A 25497-nucleotide genomic window follows, 5' to 3' on the forward strand; every position below is an offset into this window, starting at 1 on the left:
GTTGAACGTGCAAAGTGTTGATGTTGCCATTGTGGGCGGTGGCATGGTGGGGCTGGCGGTTGCCTGCGGATTGCAGGGCAGCGGGCTGCGCGTCGCCGTCCTTGAGCAGGCTGAGCCACAGCCGCTGAGCGCCGATGCGCGGCCAGCGCTGCGGGTCTCAGCGATTAACGCCGCCAGCGAGAAGCTCCTGAGCAAGCTTGACGTCTGGCCAGCAATTATCGCCCGCCGCGCCAGCTGCTATCACGGGATGGAAGTGTGGGATAAAGACAGCTTTGGCCACATCAGCTTTGATGACCAAAGTCTGGGCTTCAGCCACCTCGGACACATTATTGAAAATGCGGTCGTTCACCACGCGCTGTGGCAAAAGGCGCAGCGCTGCTCTGACGTTACGCTGCTGGCCCCGGCGCAGCTGCAGCAGGTCGCATGGGGGGAGAACGAAGCCTTCCTTAGCCTGCAGGACGGCAGCATGCTCACCGCCCGGCTGGTGGTCGGCGCCGACGGTGCCAACTCGTGGTTGCGCAACAAGGCCGATATTCCGCTGACCTTCTGGGACTATCGCCATCACGCGCTGGTAGCCACCATCCGCACCGCGGAGCCGCATCTGGCCATCGCGCGCCAGGCCTTCCACGGCGACGGTATCCTCGCCTTCCTGCCGCTCAGCGATCCGCACCTGTGCTCGATCGTCTGGTCGCTACCGCCGCAGGAAGCGGAGCAGATGCAGCAGGCGGACGAGGCGACGTTTAATCAGGCGCTGAATATCGCCTTCGATAATCGCCTTGGCCTGTGCCAGATTGAGAGCGAGCGCGAAGTTTTCCCGCTGACCGGCCGCTACGCGCGGCAGTTTGCCGCCCATCGTCTGGCGCTGGTTGGCGACGCCGCCCACACCATCCACCCGCTGGCCGGGCAGGGGGTGAACCTGGGCTTTATGGATGCCGCAGAGCTTATCGATGAGCTCAGGCGCCTGCACGCTCAGGGCAAGGATATCGGCCAGCATCTGTATCTCCGCCGCTATGAGCGCAGCCGCAAGCACAGCGCCGCGCTGATGCTGGCGGGAATGCAGGGCTTTCGCGAAATGTTTGCCGGCAGCCATCCGGCGAAGAAGCTGCTGCGCGATATCGGCCTCAAGCTTGCCGATACGCTGCCGGGCGTCAAGCCGCAGCTGATTCGTCAGGCGATGGGGCTAAACGACCTTCCTGGCTGGTTACGTTAAGCTCGTCACACTTCTCTCACCCGGCTTCGCGCCGGGTTTTCCCCTCTCATTTGAAATAATCTAATCTCACCCGTTTTTTCGCATTAGTTTTATTAATGCCTCTCTTTTTTTGTTAAAGAAAATAGGTCCATTTTTTCGCATAAAATACCATCATGACCTGCTTTGTTCGGCATTTATGTTAATTTTATGTGGAGTTAATCGCTTTTTCCCAGTCAATAATTCTGTAGAGTTTTCGGCGAGTTTTGGTCATAAGCTAATGTGATGTCCTGATTTACCTTATGGTTTAGCGCCGGTTTCGGTGGTAAGTTCAGGCAAAAGATAACGTTTGCGTCGGCGCCAGCGAAGGGCCTCGACGCCGGATTTCGCGGGGCGAAATCGCCGCAAAAAAGTAGCTGGTTCCGTTTTATTCGACGAGGAAAAGATGGCTCAACAGACTCCGTTGTATGAACAACACACGCTGTGCGGTGCTCGCATGGTGGACTTCCATGGCTGGATGATGCCGCTGCATTACGGTTCCCAGATTGATGAACACCACGCGGTGCGCAGCGATGCCGGCATGTTCGACGTCTCGCACATGACCATCGTCGACTTCCACGGGAGCCGGGTGCGCGAGTTCCTGCGCTATCTGCTGGCTAACGATGTAGCGAAGCTGACCGTCCCTGGCAAAGCGCTATACAGCGGAATGCTGACCGCTTCGGCGGGCGTTATCGATGACCTGATTGTCTATTTCCTGACGGAAGACTATTTCCGCCTTGTTGTTAACTCCGCGACGCGCGAAAAAGACCTCGCCTGGATCGGCCAGCAGGCTGAACCCTATGGCCTGGAGATAACCGTACGCGACGATCTGTCGCTGATCGCCGTCCAGGGCCCGCAGGCGAAAGAGAAGGCCGCCACCCTGTTTAGCGAGCAGCAGCGCCAGGCCGTTGCCGGCATGAAGCCGTTCTTTGGCGTACAGGCGGGGGATTTATTTATCGCCACCACCGGCTATACCGGCGAAGCGGGCTACGAGATTGCGCTGCCGAAAGAACAGGCCGCAGATTTCTGGCGCAGCCTGCTGGACGCGGGCGTGAAGCCCTGCGGCCTCGGCGCGCGCGATACGCTGCGCCTGGAAGCCGGGATGAATCTGTACGGCCAGGAGATGGACGAAGGCGTCTCCCCGCTGGCGGCGAATATGGGCTGGACCATCGCCTGGGAACCTGCCGATCGCAACTTTATCGGTCGTGAAGCGCTGGAGCTGCAGCGCGAAAAAGGCACCGAGCAGCTGGTTGGTCTGGTGATGACCGAGAAGGGCGTACTGCGCGGCGGTCTGCCGGTGCGCTTTACCGATGCTGATGGTAATCAGCAAGAGGGCATTATCACCAGCGGGACGTTCTCCCCGACGCTGGGCTACAGTATTGCACTGGCACGCGTACCGGCGGGCATCGGTGAAACGGCTGTCGTACAAATCCGTAACCGCGAAATGCCGGTAAAAGTGACTAAACCCGTTTTTGTGCGTAACGGCAAAGCCGTTGCGTGATTCCCCCTTTTGGAGATGAATTGATGAGCAACGTACCAGCAGAACTGAAATACAGTAAAGAACACGAATGGCTGCGCAAAGAGGCTGACGGCACCTACACCGTTGGCATCACCGAGCACGCGCAGGAGCTGCTTGGCGATATGGTTTTCGTCGATCTGCCGGAAGTCGGCGCGGCGGTTGAAGCCGGTGATGACTGCGCCGTTGCGGAGTCGGTTAAAGCGGCCTCGGATATCTATGCTCCGATTAGCGGTGAGATCGTGGCGGTGAACGAAGAGCTCAACGACTCCCCGGAGCTGATTAACAGCGATCCGTACGCCGACGGCTGGATCTTCAAAATCAAAGCCAGCGATGAAGCTCAGGTCGCGGCGCTGCTGGACGCGACGGCTTATGCTGCGCTGTTAGAAGACGAGTAACTACGTCCATCCTTCACGCGGCGGGCGGGTTAGCTTCCCGGCTAATCCGCCCGCTGGCGTCGCTGCCAGCCGCGTGAACGGTTTTGCGTAGAAAGGTCCGGTGAGCATGCGTGCAAAACCGGGCAAACCAGTCAGACAATTACGATTCACTGCACGTTTCAGGAACCATCGCTCATGACTCAGACTTTAGGTCAGCTTGAAAACCGCGGCGCCTTTATTGAACGTCACATCGGTCCGGATGCTCAGCAACAGCAGGAGCTGCTGAATACCGTTGGCGCCGATTCGCTTAACGCCCTGATTGGCCAGATTGTGCCGCAGGATATTCAGCTGGCAACGCCGCCGCAGGTCGGTGATGCGACGACGGAATTCGCCGCGCTCGCGGAGCTGAAGGCCATTGCCGGGCGTAACAAGCGCTTTAAGTCTTACATCGGCATGGGCTACACCGCCGTGCAGCTGCCGCCGGTTATTCAGCGCAATATGCTGGAAAACCCGGGCTGGTATACCGCGTATACCCCTTATCAGCCGGAAGTATCGCAGGGTCGCCTCGAATCGCTGCTCAACTTCCAGCAGGTTACGCTCGATCTGACCGGGCTGGATATCGCCTCTGCCTCGCTGCTGGATGAAGCAACCGCCGGCGCGGAAGCGATGGCGATGGCGAAGCGCGTCAGCAAGCTCAAGAACGCGAACCGCTTCTTTGTGGCTGCCGACGTGCACCCGCAAACCCTGGACGTGGTCCGCACTCGCGCAGAAACCTTCGGCTTTGACGTTATCGTCGATGACGCGGACAAAGCGCTCGATCATCAGGACGTTTTCGGCGTGCTGCTGCAGCAGGTCGGTACGACCGGTGAAGTGCACGATTACTCAGGCCTGATTGCCGAGCTTAAAGCGCGCAAGGTCGTGGTGAGCGTGGCGGCCGACTTTATGACCCTGGTGCTGCTGACCGCGCCGGGCAAGCAGGGCGCCGATATCGTCTTCGGTTCCGCCCAGCGTTTCGGCGTGCCGATGGGCTACGGCGGCCCGCACGCGGCCTTCTTCGCGGCAAAAGATGAATTCAAACGCTCTATGCCAGGCCGTATTATCGGCGTATCGAAAGATGCCGCCGGCAACACCGCGCTGCGCATGGCGATGCAGACCCGCGAGCAGCATATCCGCCGCGAGAAAGCGAACTCCAATATTTGTACTTCCCAGGTGCTGCTGGCCAACATCGCCAGCCTGTACGCGGTCTTCCACGGCCCGGCTGGCCTGAAGCGTATCGCCAGCCGCATCCATCGCCTGACGGATATTCTCGCCGACGGCCTGCAGAAGAAAGGGCTCAAGCTGCGCCACGCGCACTACTTTGACACCCTCTGCGTTGACGTTGCCGATAAAGCGGCGGTGCTGGCGCGCGCCGAGGCGCTGGAAATTAACCTGCGCAGCGACATTCACAATGCGGTCGGTATCACCCTCGATGAAGCCACCACCCGCGAAGACGTGCTGAACCTGTTCCGCGCGATCGTTGGCGAGGCGCACGGGCTGGATATCGATACCCTGGACAAAGACGTTGCGCTCGACAGCCGTTCGATCCCGGCCAGCATGCTGCGCGACGATGCGATCCTGACCCACCCGGTATTCAATCGCTACCACAGCGAAACCGAGATGATGCGCTACATGCACTCGCTGGAGCGTAAAGATCTGGCGCTGAATCAGGCGATGATCCCGCTGGGATCCTGCACCATGAAGCTCAACGCCGCGGCGGAAATGATCCCGATCACCTGGCCTGAGTTTGCCGAGCTGCACCCGTTCTGCCCGGCAGAGCAGGCGGAAGGTTATCATCAGATGATCGCCCAGCTCTCCGACTGGCTGGTGAAGCTGACCGGCTACGACGCCGTGTGCATGCAGCCGAACTCCGGCGCCCAGGGCGAATATGCGGGCCTGCTGGCTATCCGTCATTACCACGAGAGCCGCAATGAAGGCCATCGCGATATCTGCCTGATCCCAAGCTCGGCGCACGGTACCAACCCGGCATCCGCGCAGATGGCAGGGATGCAGGTCGTGGTCGTGGCCTGTGATAAAAACGGTAACATCGATCTCGCCGATCTGCGTCTTAAGGCAGAGCAGGCGGGGGAAAATCTCTCCTGCATCATGGTGACCTACCCGTCGACGCACGGCGTGTATGAAGAGACCATCCGCGAAGTGTGCGAGATTGTGCATCAGTTCGGCGGCCAGGTTTACCTCGACGGCGCGAACATGAATGCGCAGGTGGGGATCACCTCTCCGGGCTTTATCGGCGCGGACGTGTCGCATCTTAACCTGCACAAAACCTTCTGCATTCCGCACGGCGGCGGCGGCCCTGGCATGGGCCCAATCGGCGTGAAGGCGCACCTGGCTCCGTTCGTACCGGGCCACAGCGTGGTGCAAATTGAAGGCATGCTGACCCGTCAGGGCGCGGTTTCCGCGGCACCGTTCGGCAGCGCCTCCATTTTACCTATCAGCTGGATGTATATCCGCATGATGGGCGCGGAAGGGCTGAAGCAGGCCAGCCAGGTGGCTATCCTCAACGCTAACTACATCGCGACGCGCCTGAAAGAGGCTTTCCCGGTGCTCTATACCGGCCGCGATGGCCGCGTGGCGCACGAATGCATTCTGGATATTCGTCCGCTGAAAGAAGAGACCGGCATCAGCGAGCTGGACATTGCCAAGCGTCTGATCGACTTTGGTTTCCACGCGCCGACCATGTCCTTCCCGGTTGCCGGTACGCTGATGGTTGAGCCGACCGAATCGGAAAGCAAGGTTGAGCTGGACCGCTTTATCGAGGCGATGCTGGCGATCCGCGGCGAAATCGAGCGCGTGAAAGCGGGCGAGTGGCCGCTGGCGGATAACCCGCTGGTGAACGCGCCGCACACCCAGGGCGAGCTGGTTGCTGAGTGGAGCCATCCGTACACCCGCGAGCTGGCGGTGTTCCCGGCAGGCCTGGCGAATAAATACTGGCCGACGGTGAAGCGTCTGGACGATGTTTACGGCGACCGTAACCTGTTCTGCTCCTGCGTACCGATGAGCGAATATCAGTAATTAGCTGATTAGACTATCTTTTAAAGGCGCTGCGGCGCCTTTATTTTTTGGGAGAACGCGATGACGGTAGCACTGATTAGCGGCGCAAGCCGCGGAATTGGCAGGGCGACGGCGCTGCTGCTGGCGCAGGAAGGCTATACCGTGGCGGTGAATTACCATCTCAACGTGAACGCGGCGACGGAAGTGGTGAATGAGATTATTGCCCGGGGCGGCAAGGCTATCGCGCTGCGCGCGGATATCAGCGATGAAGCGCAGGTGATGGCGATGTTTGCCGGCATCGACCGCCTTGGCGAACCCCTGAGCGCGCTGGTCAATAATGCCGGCATTCTGTTTACCCAGAGCGCTGTCGAAGACCTGAGCGCCGAGCGGATTAACCGGGTGCTGAGCACCAACGTCACCGGCTATTTCCTCTGCTGTCGCGAGGCGGTAAAGCGGATGTCGCACCGTCACGGCGGCAAGGGCGGGGCGATCGTCAACGTCTCTTCGGCGGCAGCGCGTCTGGGCTCACCGGGGGAATACGTTGATTACGCTGCGTCGAAAGGGGCGGTCGATACGCTGACTACCGGCCTGGCGCTGGAGGTGGCGGCGCAGGGCATTCGCGTCAACGGCGTGCGTCCGGGCTTTATCTACACCGAAATGCACGCCTCCGGCGGCGAGCCGGGGCGCGTAGAGCGGGTGAAAGCGGCGCTGCCGATGCAGCGCGGCGGGCAGCCGGAAGAGGTCGCCCAGGCGATCGCCTGGCTGTTGAGCGACAAAGCCTCCTACGTCACCGGCAGCTTCCTCGAGCTGGCCGGAGGAAAATAGCCGCCGGCCAGCGCAAACCCGGGCGGCGTCCTGCCCGGGCTCACGGAGCTATGACGCCAGCCACAGCCGCAGGCGCATCCCCCAGCCGCTGGTCCAGCCGGTGGTCACGGATTTCACCTCGCCGCGGGAAATCACCACCAGGGTGGGCGTCACCTGCACGTCCCACTGGCCTGAAAGCCGGCCGTCGGGATCGTTAACCGTCGGCAGCGCCATTTTTTTGCGTGCCAGCCACTTCTCCAGCGCCGGGTCATCGCCGGAGCGCAGCGCCACCGTCATCACGTTGCCGCCATCGGCAGCCAGCGCGGCGACGGACGGCGTGGTGTAGCGACAGATGCCGCACCACGTGGCCCAGACGTAGAGCAGCAGCGGGCGCTCCTCGCTCATGGCGCGCAGATCGACCGTCCGGCCGTCAAGGGTCTGCAGCGGCGTGCTGGTAAAACTCTGCGGCAGCGCGGGTCGGCGCAGATAATCCATTCCGCCGATAGTCGCCGCCGCGAGCAGCAGCAGAATCATCAGTTCGCGCAGCCAGCGGCGCAGTTTACTGCGCATGGGATTGTGCCAGCTGCTCTTTCACCAGCCCCTCCAGGTCGGCATACGAAATGGCTCCCGCCACCATCTGGTCGCCGACGATGGTCGCCGGGGTCCCCTGAACGTTCAGCACCTGGGACAAAATCAGGTTCATCTTCAACGAATCCATCGTCTTATCATCTACCTGTACGCCATCGGTAGCGGTCTTCTGCCGGGCGGCGAGAATGCTGGCATCATCGTGATACCCCTTTTTCGCCATCAGCCGCTGGTGCAGCGCCCAGAATTTGTCAGGCTGCTGACGCCAGGTTGAGAGCGCGGCTTTAGCGGCGTTGACCGAGCTTTGTCCCTTAAACGGCAGCAGCTTGACGATCAGCAGGACGTCGGGATTATCGTGGACGATTTTTTCCAGCAGCGGGTCGAACTGCTTGCAGTAGGGGCAGTTGTAGTCGGTAAACGACACGATGGTCAGACGCGGCGCTTTGGCCCCGATGCGCGGGCTATTGGGATCGTTAAACAGCAGGTTCGCCAGCTGAGCGTCGGAGGATGATTCAGCCTGCGGCGCCGGAGCGGCGGAGGCGAAAGCTGAGATGCACAGCAGCAGGAGGGCGGTAATCGTTCTCATCATTATTGTCCTTTGGCGGCGGAGAGCGCGGCGAGCAGCGCTTCACGATTTAACAGCGCGGGGAGTATCTGGCCCTGGGCTAAATCCGGTCCGTAAATTTGGTTGAAGGGGACCGCGGCGCTGCCGCGAGCGTTCAGAAAGCGGCTGATGGTTTCCGACGGCCGGCTCCAGTCACCGCGCAGCGCCACCACGTCGGGCGCAGAGAGCGCGTCCTGCACATCATCCCGCAGCAGTACGTTGTATTTATTCGCTTTACAGGTCACGCACCAGTCGGCGGTCACGTCGATAAAGACCCGCTTATGGTCAGCCAGGGCGGCGGTAATGGCCTGCTCGCTGAGCGGCTGCCACTTCACCCGGTCACGCCGGGACCCTTGACCGTCCTGCGGGAAAACGAGGACGACCGCCGCCGCGACGGCCACGGCCAGCGCGCCGGCACGCAGCGCCGTACGCCAGCGGTAGCGCCAGGCCGTCGCCATCAGCAGTACGACCGCTAAAATCACCGTCAGCGCGAGCACCGGCGTGCGGCCTGTGTGCACCGTCAGCAGGCTCATCAGCCACAGCGACGAGCCGAGCATCATCAGCCCGAGCACGACCCGCACGGCGTTCATCCAGCGGCCGGGACGCGGCAGGCGCAGGGCCAGCCCGGGCCAGGCGGCAACCAGCAGCCACGGCAGGCTCATGCCTAATCCCATGGTGAAGAAGATGCCCCACAGCAGAGGCAGCGGCGCGACCAGCGCCACCGAAACCGCGGTACCGAGAAAAGGCGCGGTGCACGGGGTTGCCAGCAGCGTGGCCAGCGCGCCCTGGGAGAAATGCCCCATCAGGCCGTTGCCGCCGCGGGTGGCGAGGAAGGTGCTGGCGCGGGAGGAGAGGCGGATCTCCAGCAGCCCCAGCAGGCTGGCGCTGAACAGCACCATCACCAGCGCCATGACGCCGATAAACCACGGGTTCTGGAACTGGATCCCCCAGCCTAAGGCCTGATTACCGAGGCGCAGCAGCGTCATCATCAGCGCCAGGGCGAGGAAAGAGGTGACGATGCCGCTTACCGACGCGAGGAACTGCCGCCGCACCGCGCCGCGCTGGTGAACGTCGGTTTGCACCAGCGAGCCGAGTTTCATCGCCAGCACCGGCAGAACGCAGGGCATGACGTTGAGGATCAGCCCGCCGGCCAGCGCCATCAGCAGCGCCCACCACCACGACGTAGCGGGAACCGGGGAGGCTGCGCCGATGACGAGCGCGCTCTCCTGCGCCTGGCCGCCGTCGGCCAGCACCAGAGAGAGGCGCTTATTGCGCAGGTCCGGCGCCGCCTCGCCCCAGCCGTCGGTCACCGGCAGCGTGGCGGTGAGGGTGTCGCCCTTGATGGTAAAGATGGGTTTAGCGAAATCGACGTCATCCATGCTATCGATAAACAGGGAGGGCTGCTGCCAGCCGGCTTCACGAACGGCGGTCACCGTGAGCCTGCCGCTGCTGTAGCCGGCGGAGAGGTGCGTCGTCAGCCCGTCGGGCAGCGGCAGCGTGCCCATCGCGCGGGCGTAATCGTAGCCAAAGTCGCTCCCCGCAGGGGCGGCCATATCCAGCGAAAAGGGATAGTCGGTCAGAATGCAGACGTTGCTGCAGGTGGAGAGCGTCAGCACGCCGCTCAGCGTCGCGGGGATCTGGCCGCGGATCGCTATCGGGAAGCTGACGTTGCCGCCATAGCCCTGGGTCGAAATACCGGCGACGTCAAAACGCTGCGGCACCGGCCAGCGCCAGCTCACCTCCAGCGGCTGATGCCAGGCGATGGCGGGCGCGATCCCGCCTTCACCCGGCGAGCGCCAGTAGGTTTTCCAGCCCTTTTCCAGAGCCACGTCCAGCAGCAGGCGGGTGTCGCCGCTGCCCTCGTTTTGCGCGCGCAGCCTGACGCTGGCGTGCTGATTATCGGCGGCGCGTAGCCAGCCGCTGTCGGCGGCCTGGCTTGCGGGCAGCCATAGCCAAAGCAGGCAGACCAGCAGTCGCCTGAATACCATAAGCATAAATTTTCTCCGTAAATGATTGATTAACCTGAACTGTCAGGAAAATTCTCATTCACGGAAGACGCAGAGCCGCAGATGCACCCGTAGCCGGGGAGGGGAGATAACGCGGGGAGGCCACAGCCGCTCGATGCGCGGCGGCACCGCCGCCAGCACCGTCAGCAGAAGCGCGAAAATGAACAGCGCCCCTTCAAACAGCACCGGCGGTGAGGCCAGCAGCGACTTTGCGCTCAGCTCGCAGGGGGTGACCGGCGCTTCGGCGCTGTCCGAACCCTGCTGGGCGGACTGCGTGACGGCGGCGGCGTTCATGACCAGCGCGTGCAGCCCCGCCATACGCTGCGCGGTGCATACCAGCACCACCAGACAGGCAAGGACTACAAGAAGAATGGCTTTTCGCTGTCGCTTAATCATGATCGCCTCAAATATTCACGTGGCCTATCTTAGCGGGCGAACGCGTTTTGGCAATGTGAAAGCTGTAAAGAAGTGTCCGCAACAGGTGTCCGTGAGGGGCATGACTCCTCTCCCGGCAGGGGGAGAGGAGGAGGCAGAGCAAGAAATCAGAGGTTTTCGCCGTTGCTGGCAATCACTTCTTTATACCAGTCGAAGCTCTTTTTACGCGAACGGGACATATCGCCGGTGCCGTCATCGTGCTTGTTAACGTAGATAAAGCCGTAGCGCTTGCTGTACTGGCCGGTGGTGAAGGAGACGCAATCGATGCAGCCCCACGGGGTGTAGCCCATCAGCTCGACGCCATCGTAAGTGACCGCTTTGATCATCTCTTCAACGTGGGCGCGCAGGTAGTCGATGCGGTAGTCGTCATTGATGCTGCCGTCTTCTTCTACTTTGTCATAGGCGCCAAAGCCGTTTTCTACGATGAACAGCGGTTTCTGATAGCGTTCGTACAGCTCGCACAGCGCGTAGCGCAGGCCCACCGGGTCAATCTGCCAGCCCCAGTCGGAGGCCTTAACGTGCGGGTTCGGTACGCTGCCTTCAAAGCCGGAAATGGCATCGGCGCTGCCGCCTTCGGCCTTGACGGCGTTGGTCATGTAGTAGCTGAAGCCGAGGTAGTCGCAGGTGCCTTCACGCAGGATCTGCTCGTCACCCTCTTCCATCCTGATGTTGAAGCCGCGTCGCTCCCACTCGTTCAGCACGTAGGTCGGGTAGTAGCCGCGCAGCTGCACGTCGGTGAAGACGTAGCGTTCACGCATCGACTCCTGAGCGAACATCACGTCTTCAGGCTTGCAGGAGAACGGATAGAGGGCAACCATCGCCAGCATGCAGCCAACCTGCATCTCGGGGTTGATACGGCGCGCCGCCTTCACCGCCAGCGCGCTGGCCACGAACTGGTGGTGCAGCACCTGGTACATGGTCTCTTCCGGGTTTTCATGCTCGGTATAGACCACGCCGGAGCAGCAGTAGCCGAACAGCGGCGCGCGCCAGTTACGCTGGTTGTTGATCTCGTTAAAGGTCATCCAGTATTTCACTTTGTGCTTATAGCGCTCGAAGACCACTTCGGCAAAGCGCACGAAGAAATCGACAACTTTACGGTTAGTCCAGCCGCCGTACTGCTGCACGAGGTGCAGAGGCATTTCAAAGTGGGAGAGGGTGATAACCGGTTCGATGTTGTACTTCAGCAGCTCATCAAACATGTCGTCGTAGAACTTCAGCCCCTCTTCGTTCGGCTGAGCTTCGTCGCCGAGCGGGAAGATGCGGGTCCAGGCAATGGAGGTACGGAAGCATTTGAAGCCCATCTCGGCGAACAGCTTGATGTCCTCTTTGTAGCGGCCGTGAAAATCGATGGCTTCGTGGTTCGGATAATATTTACCCGGCTCAACCTGGTGGGTTATCTCGCGCGGTACGCCGTGCGCGCCGCCGGTCAGCACGTCGCAAATGCTCGGGCCTTTGCCGCCTTTATTCCAGCCGCCTTCCACCTGGTGCGCCGCTACCGCGCCGCCCCATAAAAAATCTTGCGGTAAGGATATTTTTTTCATGGTTGCTAATCTCGTTTGATGATCCGTTGTTTTCGAGTCTAGCAAAGGGCATATAAATGTCACGATATAACAATTTCCCGCCGCTGGAATATGTTACATCGAAAAAACAGGGTGTTATTTTCAGGCTATTTTACGGGCTAATTTACGCCCGAGGCTTTCAAGAATATAAATGACCGGAATTTGCGTTGTAATATCGTAGACGCCGCCGATGCGCGTTTGCGGTATGTGCCAGGAGAGGTTGAAATCAGCCAGCTTCGCCAGCCGCGAGTGTTCGTGGCTGGTTATCGACATCACCTTGCAGCGATGGAGACTGAACTGGCCGGCAAAGCGCAGGATCTCTTCGGTTTCACCGGAAACGGAGAGGACGATCGCCAGCGCGTTGCGGGCCATATCGTTCGTCACCGGGAAATAGGGATCGTCGATGTGATTACTGAATTTCCCGACGTTCGAGAAGAAGCGCGCGCCATATTTCGCCAGCGCGCCGGAGGTTCCGGCACCGACGAAAATAATACGCTCCGAGGCGAGGATAATATCCACCGCGCGCTCGAGTAAATCATCAAATTCATCGTTATTGACGCTTTTAAAAAAGCTCATTATTTCGCTGGCGCCGATATTTGCCTGTTGAGGCTGGTTCTGCTCGAGATATAATTTAAAGCGGACGCGAAACTCTGAGTATCCCTCACACTGCAGCTTGCGGCAGAAGCGCAGCACGGTGGTGGTGGAAACGCCGGCGGCTTCCGACAGCTCGCGGATGGTCATATACATCACTTTGTCACGATTCTTAATGACGTAGTGGTAGACCATCATCTCAAGATTATTGAGACTGGCAATAGCGGCGTGGGAGAACATACTCACGGTAATAACTCACAATTCAGAATGACCAGGACGGAATGATATCATGCAGCCGAATGACATAACCTTTTTTCAGCGCTTTCAGGACGACATCCTCAGCGGCCGCAAAACGATCACCATCCGCAACGCCGCGGAGTCGCATTTTAAGGTCGGCGACGTGCTGCGCGTCGGGCGCTATGAAGATGACGGCTATTTTTGCACGATTAGCGTGGTCGCGACCTCCACGGTAACCCTCGCCACGCTGAGTGAACGGCACGCGCAGCAGGAAAATATGACCCTTGCGCAGCTGCGGCAGGTCATCACGGAGATCTACCCGGACGAAGAGCAGTTTTATGTGATTGAATTCAAACTGCTTTGAAAATAGTGAACGACTGTTAGGTGAAATTTAACTGTAACATTTTGATTTTAAAATGATTACAAATATTCATCGTTTTATTTTAGCTAACATGTGTTCACTGGAATCATTCTCAGTTACCCTAGGTGGGCGTTGAAAGATTTCACGTTTTTGGAGTCAAATATGGTTCGCAAACCATTAATCACCCAGGGATATTCTCTGGCAGAGGAAATTGCCAACAGCATCAGTCACGGGATCGGGCTGGTGTTTGGTATCGTCGGCCTGGTGCTGCTGCTGGTGCAGGCGGTGGACGCTAACGCCGGCGCCATGGCGATTACCAGCTACAGCCTCTACGGCGGCAGCATGATCCTGCTGTTCCTCGCCTCTACGCTCTATCACGCCGTTCCGCATCAGCGGGCAAAGCTATGGCTGAAAAAATTCGACCACTGCGCCATCTATCTACTGATTGCAGGTACCTATACCCCTTTTCTGCTGGTGGGGCTCAACTCGCCGCTTTCGCGCGGCCTGATGATCGTTATCTGGAGCCTGGCGCTGCTGGGGATCTTGTTTAAGCTGACCATCGCACACCGCTTTAAAGTTCTGTCGCTGGTGACCTATCTGACGATGGGCTGGCTGTCGCTTATCGTGGTCTATCAGCTGGCGATTAAGCTGGCGGCTGGCGGGGTAACGCTGCTGGCGATCGGGGGGATTGTCTATTCGCTGGGGGTTATCTTCTACGTCTGCAAGCGGATACCGTACAACCACGCTATCTGGCACGGCTTCGTGCTCGGCGGCAGCGTTTGTCACTTCCTGGCGATCTATCTGTACGTTGGGCAGGTTTAAATAACCGGCGCGCGGCGATGGCCTGTCGCGCGGGTTACGTGGCGTGGATAGCAGCGTCAGCGCCGCCTGAGGGCAGAGCGCTGGCGCCATTATTCGCTCGCGGAGAGCTACTCTTCTTCCAGCGAGTAAGGCAGCGGGGCGATGCTTAACGTGCCGGCATCATCGCGAACGCGGAACACGCTGTCCGCTTCCATGTCGTTATTCATCACCACCTGTACCAGCAGATGACCATCATCTAGCTGTACGGCGGCCAGCACGGTGCCGGTACGGCGCCAGTTCTCGCCCATCTGCAGCTCAAGATCTTCCCCGGCCTGCGGAACGCGGCTGGCTTTCCCGGTCAGAGACCACAGCGCCCGCTTGTTGGCTCCGCGGAATTTTGCCCGTGCGACCATCTCCTGCCCGGTATAGCAGCCCTTTTTAAAGCTGATGCCGCCCAGCGCCTGCAGGTTAGTGGCCTGCGGCAGAAACTGCGCGCTGTTGGCGCTATCAATGACCGGTAAGCCGGCTTCAATATTCAGCGCCAGCCACTGCTGGCTGTTATTCAGCTGGGCATCGCTGCGCAGGGCTTCGGTCACCCGGGCGGCGGTGTCAGCGTCGGTGACCAGCAGGAAGCGCTCTGCCGGATGTTCAAACCACAGCAGGCTGGTCGCGCCGTCGGTCACCACCTGCTTGTCGGCATTTGGCAGCTTGCTGAACAGCGGTGCCAGCGCGGCGCGGGCCTGGAAGCCGGCGACGCCCAGCAGGACGAGTTCATCGTCCGCGGCGATGGCCACCTTAGAGAACACCGCGTATTTTTTCAGTTCGGTCAGCTGCGCGTCGCGCAGGCTGCGGCGCTCAATCCACGCGAAGCCGCCGTCGCGGCGAAACACGCGCAGGTTGCTCCACATTTTACCCTTGGCGTCACAGTGCGCGGCCAGCAGGTGGCGATCGTCAGCCAGCGCGCTGACGTCAGCGGTGACCTGTCCCTGCAGATATTTCTCCGCATCCTGACCGGTGATTGTCGCCAGCGCCCAGTCGTCGAGGGTCATCAGCGTTAACGGCAGCCGCGCGGAAGAAGAGGGCTGACGTGGAGGAAAAGGTGTAAAAGCCATAGTCATGTCCTGAATAGCTTAACGCAGAGTGAATGACTAATGGTAAAAGAGCTATGGTGCAATGCAAGCGCTTTCGGCAGGCCATTTGTGCCCTAAGGGCGCAGACGGGTGAACGAATGAAACGGATAAAGCCATAATAAATTTGTGGTTTTTATGGAATGCTGCTCGCGCTTCTCGATAATGCTGTAAAGTAAGTGCTAAAAACGGGTTAAACTAACCTATAGCCTAAATAATTCGAGTTGCAGGAAGGCGGCAAGCGAGCGAGTCCCCAGGAGCTTACTCGGGTAAGTGGCTGGGGGGAACGAACGCGGCTAACGCACATACAACTTGAAGTATGACGGGTATATCCCTTTACGCTGGAAGGATAACATGGACATTACTAATAAAGCCCGCATCCACTGGGCATGCCGCCGGGGTATGCGTGAACTCGACATCTCCATCATGCCGTTTTTCGAGTATGAGTACGATACGCTCAGCGATGAAGACAAGCAGCTGTTCATCCGGTTGTTAGAAAACGACGACCCGGATCTGTTCAACTGGTTGATGAACCACGGCGAACCCTCCGATGCCCAGCTGCAGCGGATGGTAAAATTAATCCAGACTCGGAATCGGGAACGTGGTCCTGTGGCAATCTGATTTACGCATTTCCTGGCGTTCGCAGTGGTTTTCGCTGTTGCTCCACGGCGTCGTGGCGGCCATCGTCCTGCTGATGCCCTGGCCGCTCAGCTACACCCCGCTATGGCTGCTGCTGCTCTCGCTGGTGGTGTTTGACAGCGTACGCAGCCAGCGGCGGATCCACGCCTGCCAGGGAGAAATAAAGCTGATGACCGAATCCCGACTGCGCTGGCAAAAAGCGGAGTGGGAAATAGTCGGCATGCCGTGGGTCATTAACAGCGGGATGCTGCTGCGTCTGCGCCATCCGCAAACGCGTCGCAGCCAGCACCTGTGGGTGGCGGCTGATAGCATGGATGCGAAGGAGTGGCGCGATTTGCGCCGGCTGGTGCTGAACAAACCAGCGCAGGACTAGCAGGACTAAGAGCCTGGAGCGTCAGGCTCTTGCTTAAGCTCAGGCGACTCAGGCGAACTGTTCGGCCATCTCCCCAAGGATTTGCTCGCACCAGCTCTGGATACGATCGTCGCTTAGGTCATACTGGTTTGTTTCATCGAGCGCGAGGCCAACGAACAGTTGGCCATCGGCGACGATCGGCTTCTGGCTGGTGAACTCATAGCCTTCGGTCGGCCAGTAGCCGATAAACTTCACGCCCCGGGTTGCCAGCCTGTCGTGCAGCATGCCCAGCGCGTCGAGGAACCACTCGCCGTAGCCCAGCTGATCGCCCATGCCGTACAGCGCCACTATTTTATCCTGCAGATCCAGCGTCTCGAGCTGCGGCCAGATAGCCTCCCAGTCTTCCTGAATCTCGCCGAAATCCCAGGTCGGGATGCCGAGGATCAGCACATCGTAGCCGGTCATCAGCTCAGGGGAGTCGTCTTTCAGATTGTGCAAGGTCACTAATTCAGGACCGATAATATCGCGGATTTTCTCCGCAGCCATTTCGGTGTAGCAGGTACTGGAACCGTAAAAAAGGCCTATGTTCATGACGTAAACATCTCAATTCATGCTGTGACTTTGCGGCTAGTCTACCAGAAAGGTGATGATACCCGTCATACTTCAGGCAGCCCGCCGCCGCCGTTTTTGTCCAGTCGTGCGGCTTATTTGGGTATACTGGGGACGATTTAACGAGCAAAGAGGCCGATGTGGAACAGGATCTGGCACAAATCGAGCAGTTTCTTGATGCCCTGTGGCTGGAGCGCAACCTGGCGGAAAATACGCTGAGCGCCTACCGCCGGGACCTGACGATGGTCGTGGAGTGGCTGCACCATCGCGGGCTGACGCTTGGCAGCGTCAGCGGAGAGGATCTCCAGTCCCTGCTGGCCGAAAGGCAAACCGGCGGCTACAAGGCCACCAGCACCGCGCGGCTGCTGAGCGCGGTGCGCCGCTTTTTCCAGCATCTGTATCGGGAAAAAATCCGCACCGACGATCCCAGCGCGCTGCTGGCGTCGCCAAAGCTGCCGCAGCGCCTGCCGAAAGATCTCAGCGAAGCGCAGGTGGACCGCCTGCTACAGGCGCCGCTGGTGGAGCAGCCTCTGGAGCTGCGCGACAAGGCGATGCTGGAGGTGCTGTATGCCACCGGCCTGCGCGTATCGGAGCTGGTGGGCCTGACGATGAGCGATATCAGCCTGCGGCAGGGCGTGCTGCGCGTGGTGGGGAAAGGCAACAAAGAGCGGCTGGTGCCGCTTGGCGAAGAGGCGGTGCTGTGGGTTGAGAACTACCTTGAGTACGGCCGCCCCTGGCTGCTGAACGGCGTCGCCTCCGACGTGCTCTTTCCCAGCCAGCGCGCGCAGCAAATGACCCGGCAGACGTTCTGGTACCGCATTAAGCACTACGCGGTGCTGGCGGGGATCGATAGCGCGAAGCTCTCCCCGCACGTTTTACGCCACGCGTTTGCGACGCATCTACTAAATCATGGCGCCGATCTGCGCGTGGTGCAGATGCTGTTAGGACACAGCGATCTCTCGACGACGCAGATATACACCCACGTGGCGACCGAGCGTCTGCGACAACTTCATCAACAGCACCACCCGCGGGCGTGAGTGCTGAATAAAAAGGATTGAGTATGAAAAAAGGTTTACTGATGTTCACCCTGCTGGCGGCAACGCTCTCCGGCGCGGCGCACGCCGATAGCGCGACGATTAAGCAGTCGCTGGCCAAGCTGGGCGTGCAGAGCACCGACATTCAGCCTTCGCCGGTTAGCGGTATGAGCACCGTACTGACCGACGGCGGCGTACTGTACGTGACCGACGACGGTAAGCACATTATTCAGGGGCCGATGTACGACGTCAGCGGCGCCCAGCCGGTTAACGTCACTAACTCGCTGCTGGTGGGTAAGCTGAACGCGCTGGAAAAAGAGATGATCGTCTACAAGGCGCCGCAGGAAAAGCATGTCATCACCGTCTTTACCGACATCACCTGCGGCTACTGCCACAAGCTGCATGAGGAGATGAGCGACTACAACGCCCTCGGCATCACCGTGCGTTACCTGGCCTTCCCGCGCCAGGGGCTGCAGAGCCAGACCGAGCAGGATATGCAGGCCATCTGGTGCGCCAAAGATCGCAACAAAGCCCTGGATGACGCGATGGGCGGCAAAGGCGTACAGCCGGCCAGCTGCAAGGTTGATATCAGCAAGCACTACACGCTCGGCGTGCAGTTCGGCGTCAACGGCACGCCGGCAATGGTATTGAGCAACGGCTACGTGCTGCCGGGCTATCAGGGACCGAAAGAGCTGAAAGCCTTCCTCGATGAGCATCAAAAACAAACCAGCGGTAAATAATTCGCGTGAAACAACAGACACAACTACGCCGCCGTGAGGCGGTCGATGGCGCGGAGCTTCCCGCCGACCTTTCGCCGCTGCTGCAGCGGCTCTACGCGAGCCGCGGCGTACGCAGCGCGCAGGAACTGGAGCGCGGCGTTAAGGGCATGCTGCCGTGGGCGCAGCTCAACGGCATCGACAAAGCCGTGGAGATGCTCTACGACGCCTTCCAGCAGGATTTGCATATTGTAATCGTCGGCGATTTTGACGCCGATGGCGCCACCAGTACCGCCCTGAGCGTGCTGGCGCTGCGTGCGCTGGGCTACGGCAACGTCTCCTATCTGGTACCGAACCGCTTTGAAGATGGCTACGGCCTGAGCCCGGAAGTGGTCGATCAGGCCCACGCCCGCGGCGCGCAGATGATCATGACCGTCGATAACGGCATCTCCTCGCATAGCGGCGTCGATCGCGCGCACGATCTGGGGATCCCGGTGGTGGTTACCGATCACCACCTGCCGGGCGATACGCTGCCGGCGGCGGAGGCTATCGTCAACCCGAACCTGCGCGACTGCGGCTTCCCGTCAAAATCGCTGGCTGGAGTCGGGGTGGCGTTTTACCTGATGCTGGCGCTGCGCACCTTCCTGCGCGATAAAAACTGGTTTGAAACGCGCGGGATTGCCGCGCCTAACCTCGCTGAGCTGCTGGACCTGGTGGCGCTGGGAACGGTGGCCGACGTGGTGCCGCTGGATGCCAATAACCGCATCCTCACCTGGCAGGGGCTGAGCCGCATTCGGGCGGGCAAGTGCCGCCCGGGAATTAAGGCGCTGCTGGAGATTGCCAACCGCGACCCGCAGAAGCTGGCGGCCAGCGATCTCGGCTTTGCCCTTGGCCCGCGGCTGAACGCGGCGGGACGGCTGGACGATATGTCGGTCGGCGTGGCGCTGCTGCTGTGCGATAACGCCGGCGAAGCGCGGGTGCTGGCCAACGAGCTGGATGCCCTGAACCAGACGCGCAAAGAGATAGAGCAGGGGATGCAGGCGGAAGCGCTCACCCTGTGCCAGCAGCTTGAACGCAGCAGCGAAGCGCTGCCGGGCGGGCTGGCGATGTATCACCCGCAGTGGCATCAGGGCGTGGTCGGCATTCTGGCCTCGCGAATCAAAGAGCGTTTTCACCGTCCGGTTATCGCCTTCGCGCCGACGGGAGACGGGCTGTTAAAAGGTTCCGGCCGCTCTATTCAGGGGCTGCACATGCGCGATGCGCTGGAGCGTCTCGACACGCTCAACCCGGGGCTGATCCTCAAGTTTGGCGGCCACGCGATGGCGGCAGGACTGTCGCTGGAGGAGGCCCGCTTCGAGGAGTTCCAGCAGCGCTTCGGCGAGCTGGTGACCGAGTGGCTGGATCCCGCGCTGCTGCAGGGGGAAGTGGTTTCCGATGGTCCGCTGGACGCCGGGGAGATGAGCATGGAGGTGGCACAGATGCTGCGCGACGCCGGGCCGTGGGGGCAGATGTTCCCTGAGCCGCTGTTCGACGGCCGCTTCCGCCTGCTGCAGCAGCGTCTGGTGGGCGAGCGGCACCTCAAGGTGATGGTCGAGCCGGTTGGCGGCGGCCCGCTGCTGGACGGGATTGCCTTTAACGTCGATACCTCGATGTGGCCGGATAACGGCGTGCGCGAAGTGACCCTCGCCTATAAGCTCGATATCAACGAGTTTCGCGGCAACCGCAGCCTGCAGCTTATCATTGACCATCTTTGGCCGGTGTGACGAAAAAACCGGCAACAAAGAGGCCGCCTGAGGGCTGAAGTGGCTATAAAAGAGAGCGGGGATCCGGTACAATTCCGCTCTTATCACCGCATTTTGACCAATCCATTAAAAGAAAATCGATCATGTTTGAAATAAATCCGGTAAAAAACCGTATTCAGGACCTCACGGAGCGCTCCGACGTTCTCAGGGGGTATCTTTGACTATGATGCCAAGAAAGAGCGTCTGGAAGAAGTAAACGCCGAGCTGGAACAGCCGGACGTGTGGAACGAGCCCGAGCGCGCACAGGCGCTGGGCAAAGAGCGTTCTTCACTGGAAGCCATCGTTGACACCCTCGATCAGATGTCCCAGGGCCTGGAAGACGTTTCCGGCCTGCTGGAGCTGGCCGTTGAAGCCGAAGACGAAGAGACCTTCAACGAAGCCGTCGCCGAGCTGGATGTGCTCGACGAGAAGCTGGCTCAGCTTGAATTCCGCCGCATGTTTTCCGGTGAGTACGACAGCGCCGATTGCTACCTCGATATTCAGGCCGGCTCCGGCGGCACCGAAGCGCAGGACTGGGCCAGCATGCTGACGCGCATGTATCTGCGCTGGGCCGAAGCGCGCGGCTTTAAGACCGAAATTATCGAAGAGTCTGAAGGTGAAGTGGCGGGCATCAAGTCCGTGACCATCAAGATTATCGGCGATTACGCCTACGGCTGGCTGCGTACCGAAACCGGCGTCCATCGCCTGGTGCGTAAGAGCCCGTTCGACTCCGGCGGCCGTCGTCATACCTCCTTCAGCTCCGCGTTCGTTTACCCGGAAGTCGATGACGATATCGACATCGAGATCAACCCGGCGGACCTGCGTATTGACGTTTACCGTGCCTCCGGCGCGGGCGGTCAGCACGTTAACCGTACCGAATCCGCGGTGCGTATTACCCACATTCCAAGCGGGTTAGTGACGCAGTGCCAGAACGACCGTTCGCAGCACAAAAACAAAGACCAGGCCATGAAGCAGATGAAAGCCAAGCTTTATGAACTGGAGATGCAGAAGAAAAATGCCGAGAAACAGGCGATGGAAGATACCAAATCAGACATCGGCTGGGGCAGCCAGATCCGTTCTTACGTGCTGGATGATTCCCGCATTAAAGATCTGCGCACCGGGGTGGAAACCCGCAACACTCAGGCGGTGCTTGATGGCAGCCTGGATCAATTTATCGAAGCAAGTCTGAAAGCAGGGTTATGAGGAACCAACATGTCTGAACAACAAGCACAGGGCGCTGACGCGGCAATTGACCTTAATAATGAACTGAAAAGCCGTCGTGAAAAGCTGGCTGCGCTGCGCGAGCAGGGTATCCCGTTCCCGAACGATTTCCGTCGTGACCATACCTCTGACCAACTGCACGCTGACTTCGATGCAAAAGAAAACGAAGAGCTGGAAGCGCTGAACGTTGAAGTCTCCGTGGCTGGCCGCATGATGACCCGTCGTATCATGGGTAAAGCTTCCTTCGTCACTCTGCAGGACGTCGGCGGCCGCATTCAGCTGTACGTGGCGCGTGACGATCTGCCGGAAGGCGTCTACAACGAGCAGTTCAAGAAGTGGGACCTCGGCGATATCCTCGCGGCGCGCGGCAAGCTGTTCAAAACCAAAACCGGCGAGCTCTCTATTCACTGCACCGAGCTGCGTCTGCTGACCAAAGCTCTGCGCCCGCTGCCGGACAAGTTCCACGGCCTGCAGGATCAGGAAGCGCGCTATCGCCAGCGCTACCTGGATCTGATCTCCAACGACGAATCCCGCAACACCTTTAAAGTGCGCTCGCAGATCCTGGCCGGCATTCGCCAGTTCATGGTCGGTCGCGGCTTTATGGAAGTTGAAACCCCGATGATGCAGGTGATCCCAGGCGGCGCGTCAGCCCGTCCGTTCATCACCCATCACAACGCGCTGGATCTGGACATGTACCTGCGTATCGCGCCGGAACTGTACCTCAAGCGTCTGGTTGTCGGCGGCTTCGAGCGCGTGTTCGAGATCAACCGTAACTTCCGTAACGAAGGCATCTCCGTCCGCCACAACCCAGAGTTCACCATGATGGAACTCTATATGGCGTATGCGGACTATAAGGACCTGATCGAGCTGACCGAATCCCTGTTCCGCACCCTGGCGCAGGATATTCTCGGCAACACCGCGGTGCCTTATGGCGATCAGACCTTTGACTTCGGCAAGCCGTTTGAAAAGCTGACCATGCGTGAGGCTATCAAGAAATACCGTCCGGAAACCGAGATGGCGGATCTCGATAACTTCGACTCTGCGAAAGCGATTGCTGCCGCCGTCGGCGTCAAGGTTGAGAAGAGCTGGGGTCTGGGCCGCGTTGTGACCGAGATCTTTGAAGAAGTGGCGGAAGCGCACCTGATTCAGCCGACCTTCATCACCGAGTACCCGGCTGAGGTTTCTCCGCTGGCGCGTCGTAACGACGACAACCCGGAAATCACCGATCGCTTTGAGTTCTTTATCGGCGGACGTGAAATCGGTAACGGTTTCAGCGAGCTGAACGATGCTGAAGACCAGGCGCAGCGTTTCCTCGACCAGGTGAACGCTAAGGCCGCCGGCGACGACGAAGCGATGTTCTACGACGAAGACTACGTGACCGCGCTGGAGCACGGCCTGCCGCCGACCGCTGGCCTGGGCATTGGTATCGACCGTATGGTGATGCTGTTTACCAACAGCCACACCATCCGCGACGTGATCCTGTTCCCGGCGATGCGCCCGGTTAAATAAGACCGACCGCGACCACCGCGAACGATAAAGCCCCGGCCTGCGTGCCGGGGCTTTTTTATGGGTGCCGCCGCGATCCTGTGCGATGGCCGCATGAGGAGGCGCTGGAGTACGTCAGGGCGGCCGTCAGCGCAGCGACGCGGCGTAGTTCTGCAGTGCCGCACCCGCATCCGTGGCCTCCAGCACCATCCACGGGCTGAAGGCCCACGGCGTTATTGCCAGCGCGTTGAGCAGGTCCTGCAGCGGGCACCATTGATAGTCCATGACCTCATCGCTATTCGGCCGCAGCGGGCCGGTGACCCGCGCGGCGTATACCGGGCAGACTTCGTTCTCGACGATGCCGTTGGGGGCCACGGCCCGGTAGCGGAACCGCGGGGCGATCGGCGCGATAGCGGTGATTTCGGCGCCGAGCTCAAAGCGGCTGCGCCGCGTGACGGCCTGCTCGAAGGTTTCGCCCTCCTGAGGGTGTCCGCAGACCGAATTCGTCCAGACTCCCGGCCAGGCTTTCTTCTCCAGCGAGCGCCGGGTGACCAGCAGCTGGCCCCGTTCGTCAAACAGCCAGCAGGAAAACGCGAGGTGCAGTGGGGTATCGAAGGTGTGGGCGGCATACTTTTCCAGCATGCCGGCAGGCTTATCCTGCTCGTCCAGCAAAATGACGTGTTCCCCGGTCATAACGACTCCTGAAAATAATAAATGACCCGGTACAAACCCGCCGGGCCATGTACTCAGGCCGTTAGGGTAGACCATTCGCGGACGAAAGGCATTACCAAAACAAGCCCAGGAGCCTGGCGAACAGCGGCAGGGCGCGATATTGGCGGCTGTCAGCGGGGTGTTTAATCCTTAAGGATAAGAGGCGTATCGATTGGGGATCCGGCTATGGGCTGGTATGATATTCGTCCATTCTGACGAGGTGAAAGTTTGTGTTGAGTGCAGGACGCCTGATGAGAAAACGCTTTTATATCACGATGATGTTGGTTAGCAGCCTGGTGATTGCCGGATGCTCCAGTTCATCTGATTCTGGTTCCGCCTATACCGTTAAACGCGGTGATACGCTGTACCGTATTTCCCGCACCACCGGCACCAGCGTCAAAGATCTGGCCCGGCTGAATAATCTTTCGCCTCCCTATACCATCGAAGTGGGACAGCGTCTGAAGCTGAACAGCGCCTCGGGGACGAGCGGCGGAAAGAGCGCGAAGAAAAGCAGCGCGACCCGCACCGCAGCGGCTAAGCCGCCGGCCGCTCTGCCGCAGGTGTCGTGGCCGCCGGTGGGGCAGCGTTGCTGGCGCTGGCCGGCCAGCGGTAAGGTGATACTGCCTTATTCCTCAAACGATGGCGGCAATAAGGGCATTGATATCGCCGGTACGCGCGGCCAGCCGGTGTATGCGGCCGGAGCGGGGAAGGTGGTGTACGTCGGCAGCCAGCTGCGCGGCTACGGTAATCTGATCATGATTAAGCACAGCGATGATTACATCAGCGCCTACGCGCACAACGATAAAATGATGGTCAATAACGGCCAGAGCGTGAAGATAGGCCAGCAGATCGCCACGATGGGCAGCACCGATGCTGACTCCGTGCGTCTGCACTTCCAGATACGCTACCGGGCCACGGCCATCGATCCGCAGCGCTATTTACCGCCGCAGGGCAGTAAGCCTAAGTGCTAACGGGTTATTTTATCAGCAGTTAGCATGGTTCAGTCTTGTCAGACGGTGCGTAAGGTCTATAATGACCCTCGCACCTCTTTGCGGGCGTAGTTCAATGGTAGAACGAGAGCTTCCCAAGCTCTATACGAGGGTTCGATTCCCTTCGCCCGCTCCAGATCTCCCCCCTTGTGGCAAAACCTCGATAAAACTCATTTTTCTTTCAACAAGTTACCTTAGATAAGTTGTCGCGATCGTTCTACCAATGAACGGCGAAGTACCAACGGGGATTTCACTGTTAGTGGTCACGGATAGTTACTATGGAAATGAGAATATAACTATTCGGCGGCGGCAGTTCCAATCTCACACCGCGATAGCACAACGTGAAGGCAAAGCCTGATCCGGGCATTGATTCTCATCACCTTACAATGAAGCGCATTTTTTGCCGATGCTCCCACATGCCACACGTCGCCGATGACGTCGCAGGGAATAAACAGGTTTTATGGTGGTACGCTTCTTGCGAAGTGCAGCGGAGCAAGGTACTTGCATACCACACCAGCGGTTCGGCCTCGCTCCTTCGGATACATGATCATCCTGATAAACTTCACTGTCTGACATAACCCCTGATGAAGTTGTAAGCATACCCGTTTTAGTTCCACACACTTTTTGAGATTTCCGTTTTTTCAGCCATCAGCCGGTACTCCTCCGGCGTCAGGTCATTCAGGG

24 protein-coding genes, 1 tRNA gene and 1 pseudogene are annotated in these 25497 nt (G+C 59.6%); 16 read left to right on the forward strand and 10 right to left on the reverse strand.

Annotation, left to right across the window (positions count from 1 at the left end):
* The first annotated feature begins 7 nt into the window (after window positions 1-7).
* The 5 genes from ubiI to M2416_RS26590 all read left to right on the forward strand — a co-directional run bounded on the left by ubiI (window position 8) and on the right by M2416_RS26590 (window position 6991).
* Window positions 8-1210: an FAD-dependent 2-octaprenylphenol hydroxylase gene (gene ubiI / locus M2416_RS26570; RefSeq protein ID WP_259227586.1), complete on the forward strand. Its 1203-nt coding sequence runs from the start codon at window positions 8-10 to the stop codon at window positions 1208-1210.
* 421 nt (window positions 1211-1631) lie between these two features.
* A complete protein-coding gene (gene gcvT / locus M2416_RS26575; RefSeq protein WP_076948134.1) occupies window positions 1632-2726 on the forward strand; it encodes a glycine cleavage system aminomethyltransferase GcvT in 1095 nt (364 codons plus the stop codon).
* Between the two features lie 23 nt (window positions 2727-2749).
* Window positions 2750-3139 carry a glycine cleavage system protein GcvH gene (gene gcvH, locus M2416_RS26580; RefSeq protein WP_041147156.1) on the forward strand — a complete coding sequence of 130 codons (390 nt, stop codon included), beginning with the start codon at window positions 2750-2752 and terminating at the stop codon, window positions 3137-3139.
* Between the two features lie 174 nt (window positions 3140-3313).
* A complete protein-coding gene (gene gcvP / locus M2416_RS26585) occupies window positions 3314-6187 on the forward strand; it encodes an aminomethyl-transferring glycine dehydrogenase (protein ID WP_259227587.1) in 2874 nt (957 codons plus the stop codon).
* Window positions 6188-6247: 60 nt separating this feature from the next.
* Entirely contained in the window at window positions 6248-6991 is a 744-nt protein-coding gene (locus M2416_RS26590; RefSeq protein ID WP_259227588.1) for an SDR family oxidoreductase, read from the forward strand.
* Between the two features lie 48 nt (window positions 6992-7039).
* On the opposite strand, the gene M2416_RS26595 is transcribed toward M2416_RS26590, so the two are convergent.
* From M2416_RS26595 to M2416_RS26620, 6 genes are all read right to left on the reverse strand, one after another.
* The gene (locus M2416_RS26595) at window positions 7040-7540 is read right to left on the reverse strand and encodes a protein disulfide oxidoreductase (RefSeq protein ID WP_135183992.1); all 501 of its coding nucleotides are present in this window, start codon (window positions 7538-7540) and stop codon (window positions 7040-7042) included.
* Window positions 7530-8141, reverse strand: coding sequence for a DsbA family protein (locus M2416_RS26600; protein ID WP_041147152.1), 612 nt, complete (start codon window positions 8139-8141; stop codon window positions 7530-7532). The genes M2416_RS26595 and M2416_RS26600 overlap by 11 nt, the downstream gene beginning before the upstream one ends.
* Before the next feature lie 2 nt (window positions 8142-8143).
* Entirely contained in the window at window positions 8144-10153 is a 2010-nt protein-coding gene (locus M2416_RS26605; RefSeq protein ID WP_259227589.1) for a protein-disulfide reductase DsbD family protein, read from the reverse strand.
* 48 nt (window positions 10154-10201) lie between these two features.
* Window positions 10202-10561: a hypothetical protein gene (locus M2416_RS26610; RefSeq protein ID WP_041147150.1), complete on the reverse strand. Its 360-nt coding sequence runs from the start codon at window positions 10559-10561 to the stop codon at window positions 10202-10204.
* A 146-nt stretch (window positions 10562-10707) separates the two neighbouring features.
* Entirely contained in the window at window positions 10708-12141 is a 1434-nt protein-coding gene (locus M2416_RS26615) for a 6-phospho-beta-glucosidase (protein WP_259227591.1), read from the reverse strand.
* Window positions 12142-12261: 120 nt separating this feature from the next.
* Window positions 12262-12990: a MurR/RpiR family transcriptional regulator gene (locus M2416_RS26620; RefSeq protein WP_045857150.1), complete on the reverse strand. Its 729-nt coding sequence runs from the start codon at window positions 12988-12990 to the stop codon at window positions 12262-12264.
* Window positions 12991-13039: 49 nt separating this feature from the next.
* On the opposite strand from M2416_RS26620, the gene yqfB reads away from it, so the two are divergent.
* Both yqfB and trhA read left to right on the forward strand, forming a co-directional pair.
* On the forward strand, window positions 13040-13351 hold the full coding sequence (yqfB, locus tag M2416_RS26625; protein ID WP_076948127.1) for a N(4)-acetylcytidine aminohydrolase: 312 nt from the start codon (window positions 13040-13042) through the stop codon (window positions 13349-13351).
* A 159-nt stretch (window positions 13352-13510) separates the two neighbouring features.
* Window positions 13511-14170: a PAQR family membrane homeostasis protein TrhA gene (trhA, locus tag M2416_RS26630; RefSeq protein WP_259227593.1), complete on the forward strand. Its 660-nt coding sequence runs from the start codon at window positions 13511-13513 to the stop codon at window positions 14168-14170.
* Between the two features lie 107 nt (window positions 14171-14277).
* Here the strand turns inward: trhA and ygfZ are convergent, their stop codons facing one another.
* Complete coding sequence (gene ygfZ, locus M2416_RS26635) at window positions 14278-15261, reverse strand: tRNA-modifying protein YgfZ (RefSeq protein WP_259227594.1); 984 nt, start codon at window positions 15259-15261, stop codon at window positions 14278-14280.
* Window positions 15262-15630: 369 nt separating this feature from the next.
* Here ygfZ and sdhE point away from each other — a divergent pair, with 369 nt between their 5' ends.
* Window positions 15631-15897, forward strand: coding sequence for an FAD assembly factor SdhE (gene sdhE / locus M2416_RS26640; RefSeq protein WP_045857153.1), 267 nt, complete (start codon window positions 15631-15633; stop codon window positions 15895-15897).
* Window positions 15878-16288: a protein YgfX gene (locus tag M2416_RS26645; protein ID WP_259227595.1), complete on the forward strand. Its 411-nt coding sequence runs from the start codon at window positions 15878-15880 to the stop codon at window positions 16286-16288. Before sdhE ends, M2416_RS26645 begins: the two co-directional genes overlap by 20 nt.
* Window positions 16289-16336: 48 nt before the next feature.
* Here the strand turns inward: M2416_RS26645 and fldB are convergent, their stop codons facing one another.
* On the reverse strand, window positions 16337-16858 hold the full coding sequence (gene fldB / locus M2416_RS26650; protein ID WP_041147143.1) for a flavodoxin FldB: 522 nt from the start codon (window positions 16856-16858) through the stop codon (window positions 16337-16339).
* A gap of 158 nt (window positions 16859-17016) precedes the next feature.
* On the opposite strand from fldB, the gene xerD reads away from it, so the two are divergent.
* From xerD to lysS, 5 genes are all read left to right on the forward strand, one after another.
* Window positions 17017-17913 carry a site-specific tyrosine recombinase XerD gene (gene xerD, locus M2416_RS26655; RefSeq protein ID WP_041147142.1) on the forward strand — a complete coding sequence of 299 codons (897 nt, stop codon included), beginning with the start codon at window positions 17017-17019 and terminating at the stop codon, window positions 17911-17913.
* A 23-nt stretch (window positions 17914-17936) separates the two neighbouring features.
* Window positions 17937-18650 carry a bifunctional protein-disulfide isomerase/oxidoreductase DsbC gene (dsbC, locus tag M2416_RS26660; protein WP_134527718.1) on the forward strand — a complete coding sequence of 238 codons (714 nt, stop codon included), beginning with the start codon at window positions 17937-17939 and terminating at the stop codon, window positions 18648-18650.
* Between the two features lie 5 nt (window positions 18651-18655).
* Window positions 18656-20389, forward strand: a complete 1734-nt coding sequence (gene recJ, locus M2416_RS26665; protein WP_076948123.1) for a single-stranded-DNA-specific exonuclease RecJ — start codon at window positions 18656-18658, stop codon at window positions 20387-20389.
* Between the two features lie 122 nt (window positions 20390-20511).
* Window positions 20512-21610 (forward strand): peptide chain release factor 2 gene (prfB, locus tag M2416_RS26670; protein ID WP_115191916.1). Its coding sequence is split into 2 segments (ribosomal slippage): window positions 20512-20586 and window positions 20588-21610, totalling 1098 coding nucleotides; the frame shifts between segments, so codons are not numbered across the junction.
* 9 nt (window positions 21611-21619) lie between these two features.
* Window positions 21620-23137 carry a lysine--tRNA ligase gene (gene lysS, locus M2416_RS26675; RefSeq protein WP_041147139.1) on the forward strand — a complete coding sequence of 506 codons (1518 nt, stop codon included), beginning with the start codon at window positions 21620-21622 and terminating at the stop codon, window positions 23135-23137.
* A 123-nt stretch (window positions 23138-23260) separates the two neighbouring features.
* On the opposite strand, the gene idi is transcribed toward lysS, so the two are convergent.
* The gene (gene idi, locus M2416_RS26680) at window positions 23261-23806 is read right to left on the reverse strand and encodes an isopentenyl-diphosphate Delta-isomerase (RefSeq protein WP_259227596.1); all 546 of its coding nucleotides are present in this window, start codon (window positions 23804-23806) and stop codon (window positions 23261-23263) included.
* A 269-nt stretch (window positions 23807-24075) separates the two neighbouring features.
* On the opposite strand from idi, the gene actS reads away from it, so the two are divergent.
* Both actS and M2416_RS26690 read left to right on the forward strand, forming a co-directional pair.
* Window positions 24076-24795 (forward strand): amidase activator ActS, encoded by a 720-nt coding sequence (actS, locus tag M2416_RS26685; protein ID WP_041147137.1) that lies wholly within the window; start codon window positions 24076-24078, stop codon window positions 24793-24795.
* Window positions 24796-24875: 80 nt separating this feature from the next.
* Window positions 24876-24949: transfer RNA gene (locus M2416_RS26690), tRNA-Gly, on the forward strand.
* A gap of 471 nt (window positions 24950-25420) precedes the next feature.
* On the opposite strand, the pseudogene M2416_RS26695 reads toward M2416_RS26690, so the two are convergent.
* Window positions 25421-25497: pseudogene (locus tag M2416_RS26695) on the reverse strand (integrase); the annotation flags it as partial.

This window comes from Klebsiella sp. BIGb0132 (genome assembly GCF_024810075.1).
GTDB classification, from domain to species: Bacteria; Pseudomonadota; Gammaproteobacteria; order Enterobacterales; family Enterobacteriaceae; genus Klebsiella; species Klebsiella terrigena.

What these genes read in the sequence shown, in the direction of transcription:
- gcvT (WP_076948134.1), top strand. Translation starts at nt 1,632, where the DNA reads ATGGCTCAACAGACTCCGTTGTATGAACAACACACGCTGTGCGGTGCT.
- gcvH (WP_041147156.1), top strand. Translation starts at nt 2,750, where the DNA reads ATGAGCAACGTACCAGCAGAACTGAAATACAGTAAAGAACACGAATGG.
- gcvP (WP_259227587.1), top strand. Translation starts at nt 3,314, where the DNA reads ATGACTCAGACTTTAGGTCAGCTTGAAAACCGCGGCGCCTTTATTGAA.
- M2416_RS26590 (WP_259227588.1), top strand. Translation starts at nt 6,248, where the DNA reads ATGACGGTAGCACTGATTAGCGGCGCAAGCCGCGGAATTGGCAGGGCG.
- M2416_RS26595 (WP_135183992.1), bottom strand. Translation starts at nt 7,540, where the DNA reads ATGCGCAGTAAACTGCGCCGCTGGCTGCGCGAACTGATGATTCTGCTG.
- M2416_RS26600 (WP_041147152.1), bottom strand. Translation starts at nt 8,141, where the DNA reads ATGAGAACGATTACCGCCCTCCTGCTGCTGTGCATCTCAGCTTTCGCC.
- M2416_RS26605 (WP_259227589.1), bottom strand. Translation starts at nt 10,153, where the DNA reads ATGCTTATGGTATTCAGGCGACTGCTGGTCTGCCTGCTTTGGCTATGG.
- M2416_RS26610 (WP_041147150.1), bottom strand. Translation starts at nt 10,561, where the DNA reads ATGATTAAGCGACAGCGAAAAGCCATTCTTCTTGTAGTCCTTGCCTGT.
- M2416_RS26615 (WP_259227591.1), bottom strand. Translation starts at nt 12,141, where the DNA reads ATGAAAAAAATATCCTTACCGCAAGATTTTTTATGGGGCGGCGCGGTA.
- M2416_RS26620 (WP_045857150.1), bottom strand. Translation starts at nt 12,990, where the DNA reads ATGTTCTCCCACGCCGCTATTGCCAGTCTCAATAATCTTGAGATGATG.
- yqfB (WP_076948127.1), top strand. Translation starts at nt 13,040, where the DNA reads ATGCAGCCGAATGACATAACCTTTTTTCAGCGCTTTCAGGACGACATC.
- trhA (WP_259227593.1), top strand. Translation starts at nt 13,511, where the DNA reads ATGGTTCGCAAACCATTAATCACCCAGGGATATTCTCTGGCAGAGGAA.
- ygfZ (WP_259227594.1), bottom strand. Translation starts at nt 15,261, where the DNA reads ATGGCTTTTACACCTTTTCCTCCACGTCAGCCCTCTTCTTCCGCGCGG.
- sdhE (WP_045857153.1), top strand. Translation starts at nt 15,631, where the DNA reads ATGGACATTACTAATAAAGCCCGCATCCACTGGGCATGCCGCCGGGGT.
- fldB (WP_041147143.1), bottom strand. Translation starts at nt 16,858, where the DNA reads ATGAACATAGGCCTTTTTTACGGTTCCAGTACCTGCTACACCGAAATG.
- dsbC (WP_134527718.1), top strand. Translation starts at nt 17,937, where the DNA reads ATGAAAAAAGGTTTACTGATGTTCACCCTGCTGGCGGCAACGCTCTCC.
- lysS (WP_041147139.1), top strand. Translation starts at nt 21,620, where the DNA reads ATGTCTGAACAACAAGCACAGGGCGCTGACGCGGCAATTGACCTTAAT.
- idi (WP_259227596.1), bottom strand. Translation starts at nt 23,806, where the DNA reads ATGACCGGGGAACACGTCATTTTGCTGGACGAGCAGGATAAGCCTGCC.
- actS (WP_041147137.1), top strand. Translation starts at nt 24,076, where the DNA reads ATGAGAAAACGCTTTTATATCACGATGATGTTGGTTAGCAGCCTGGTG.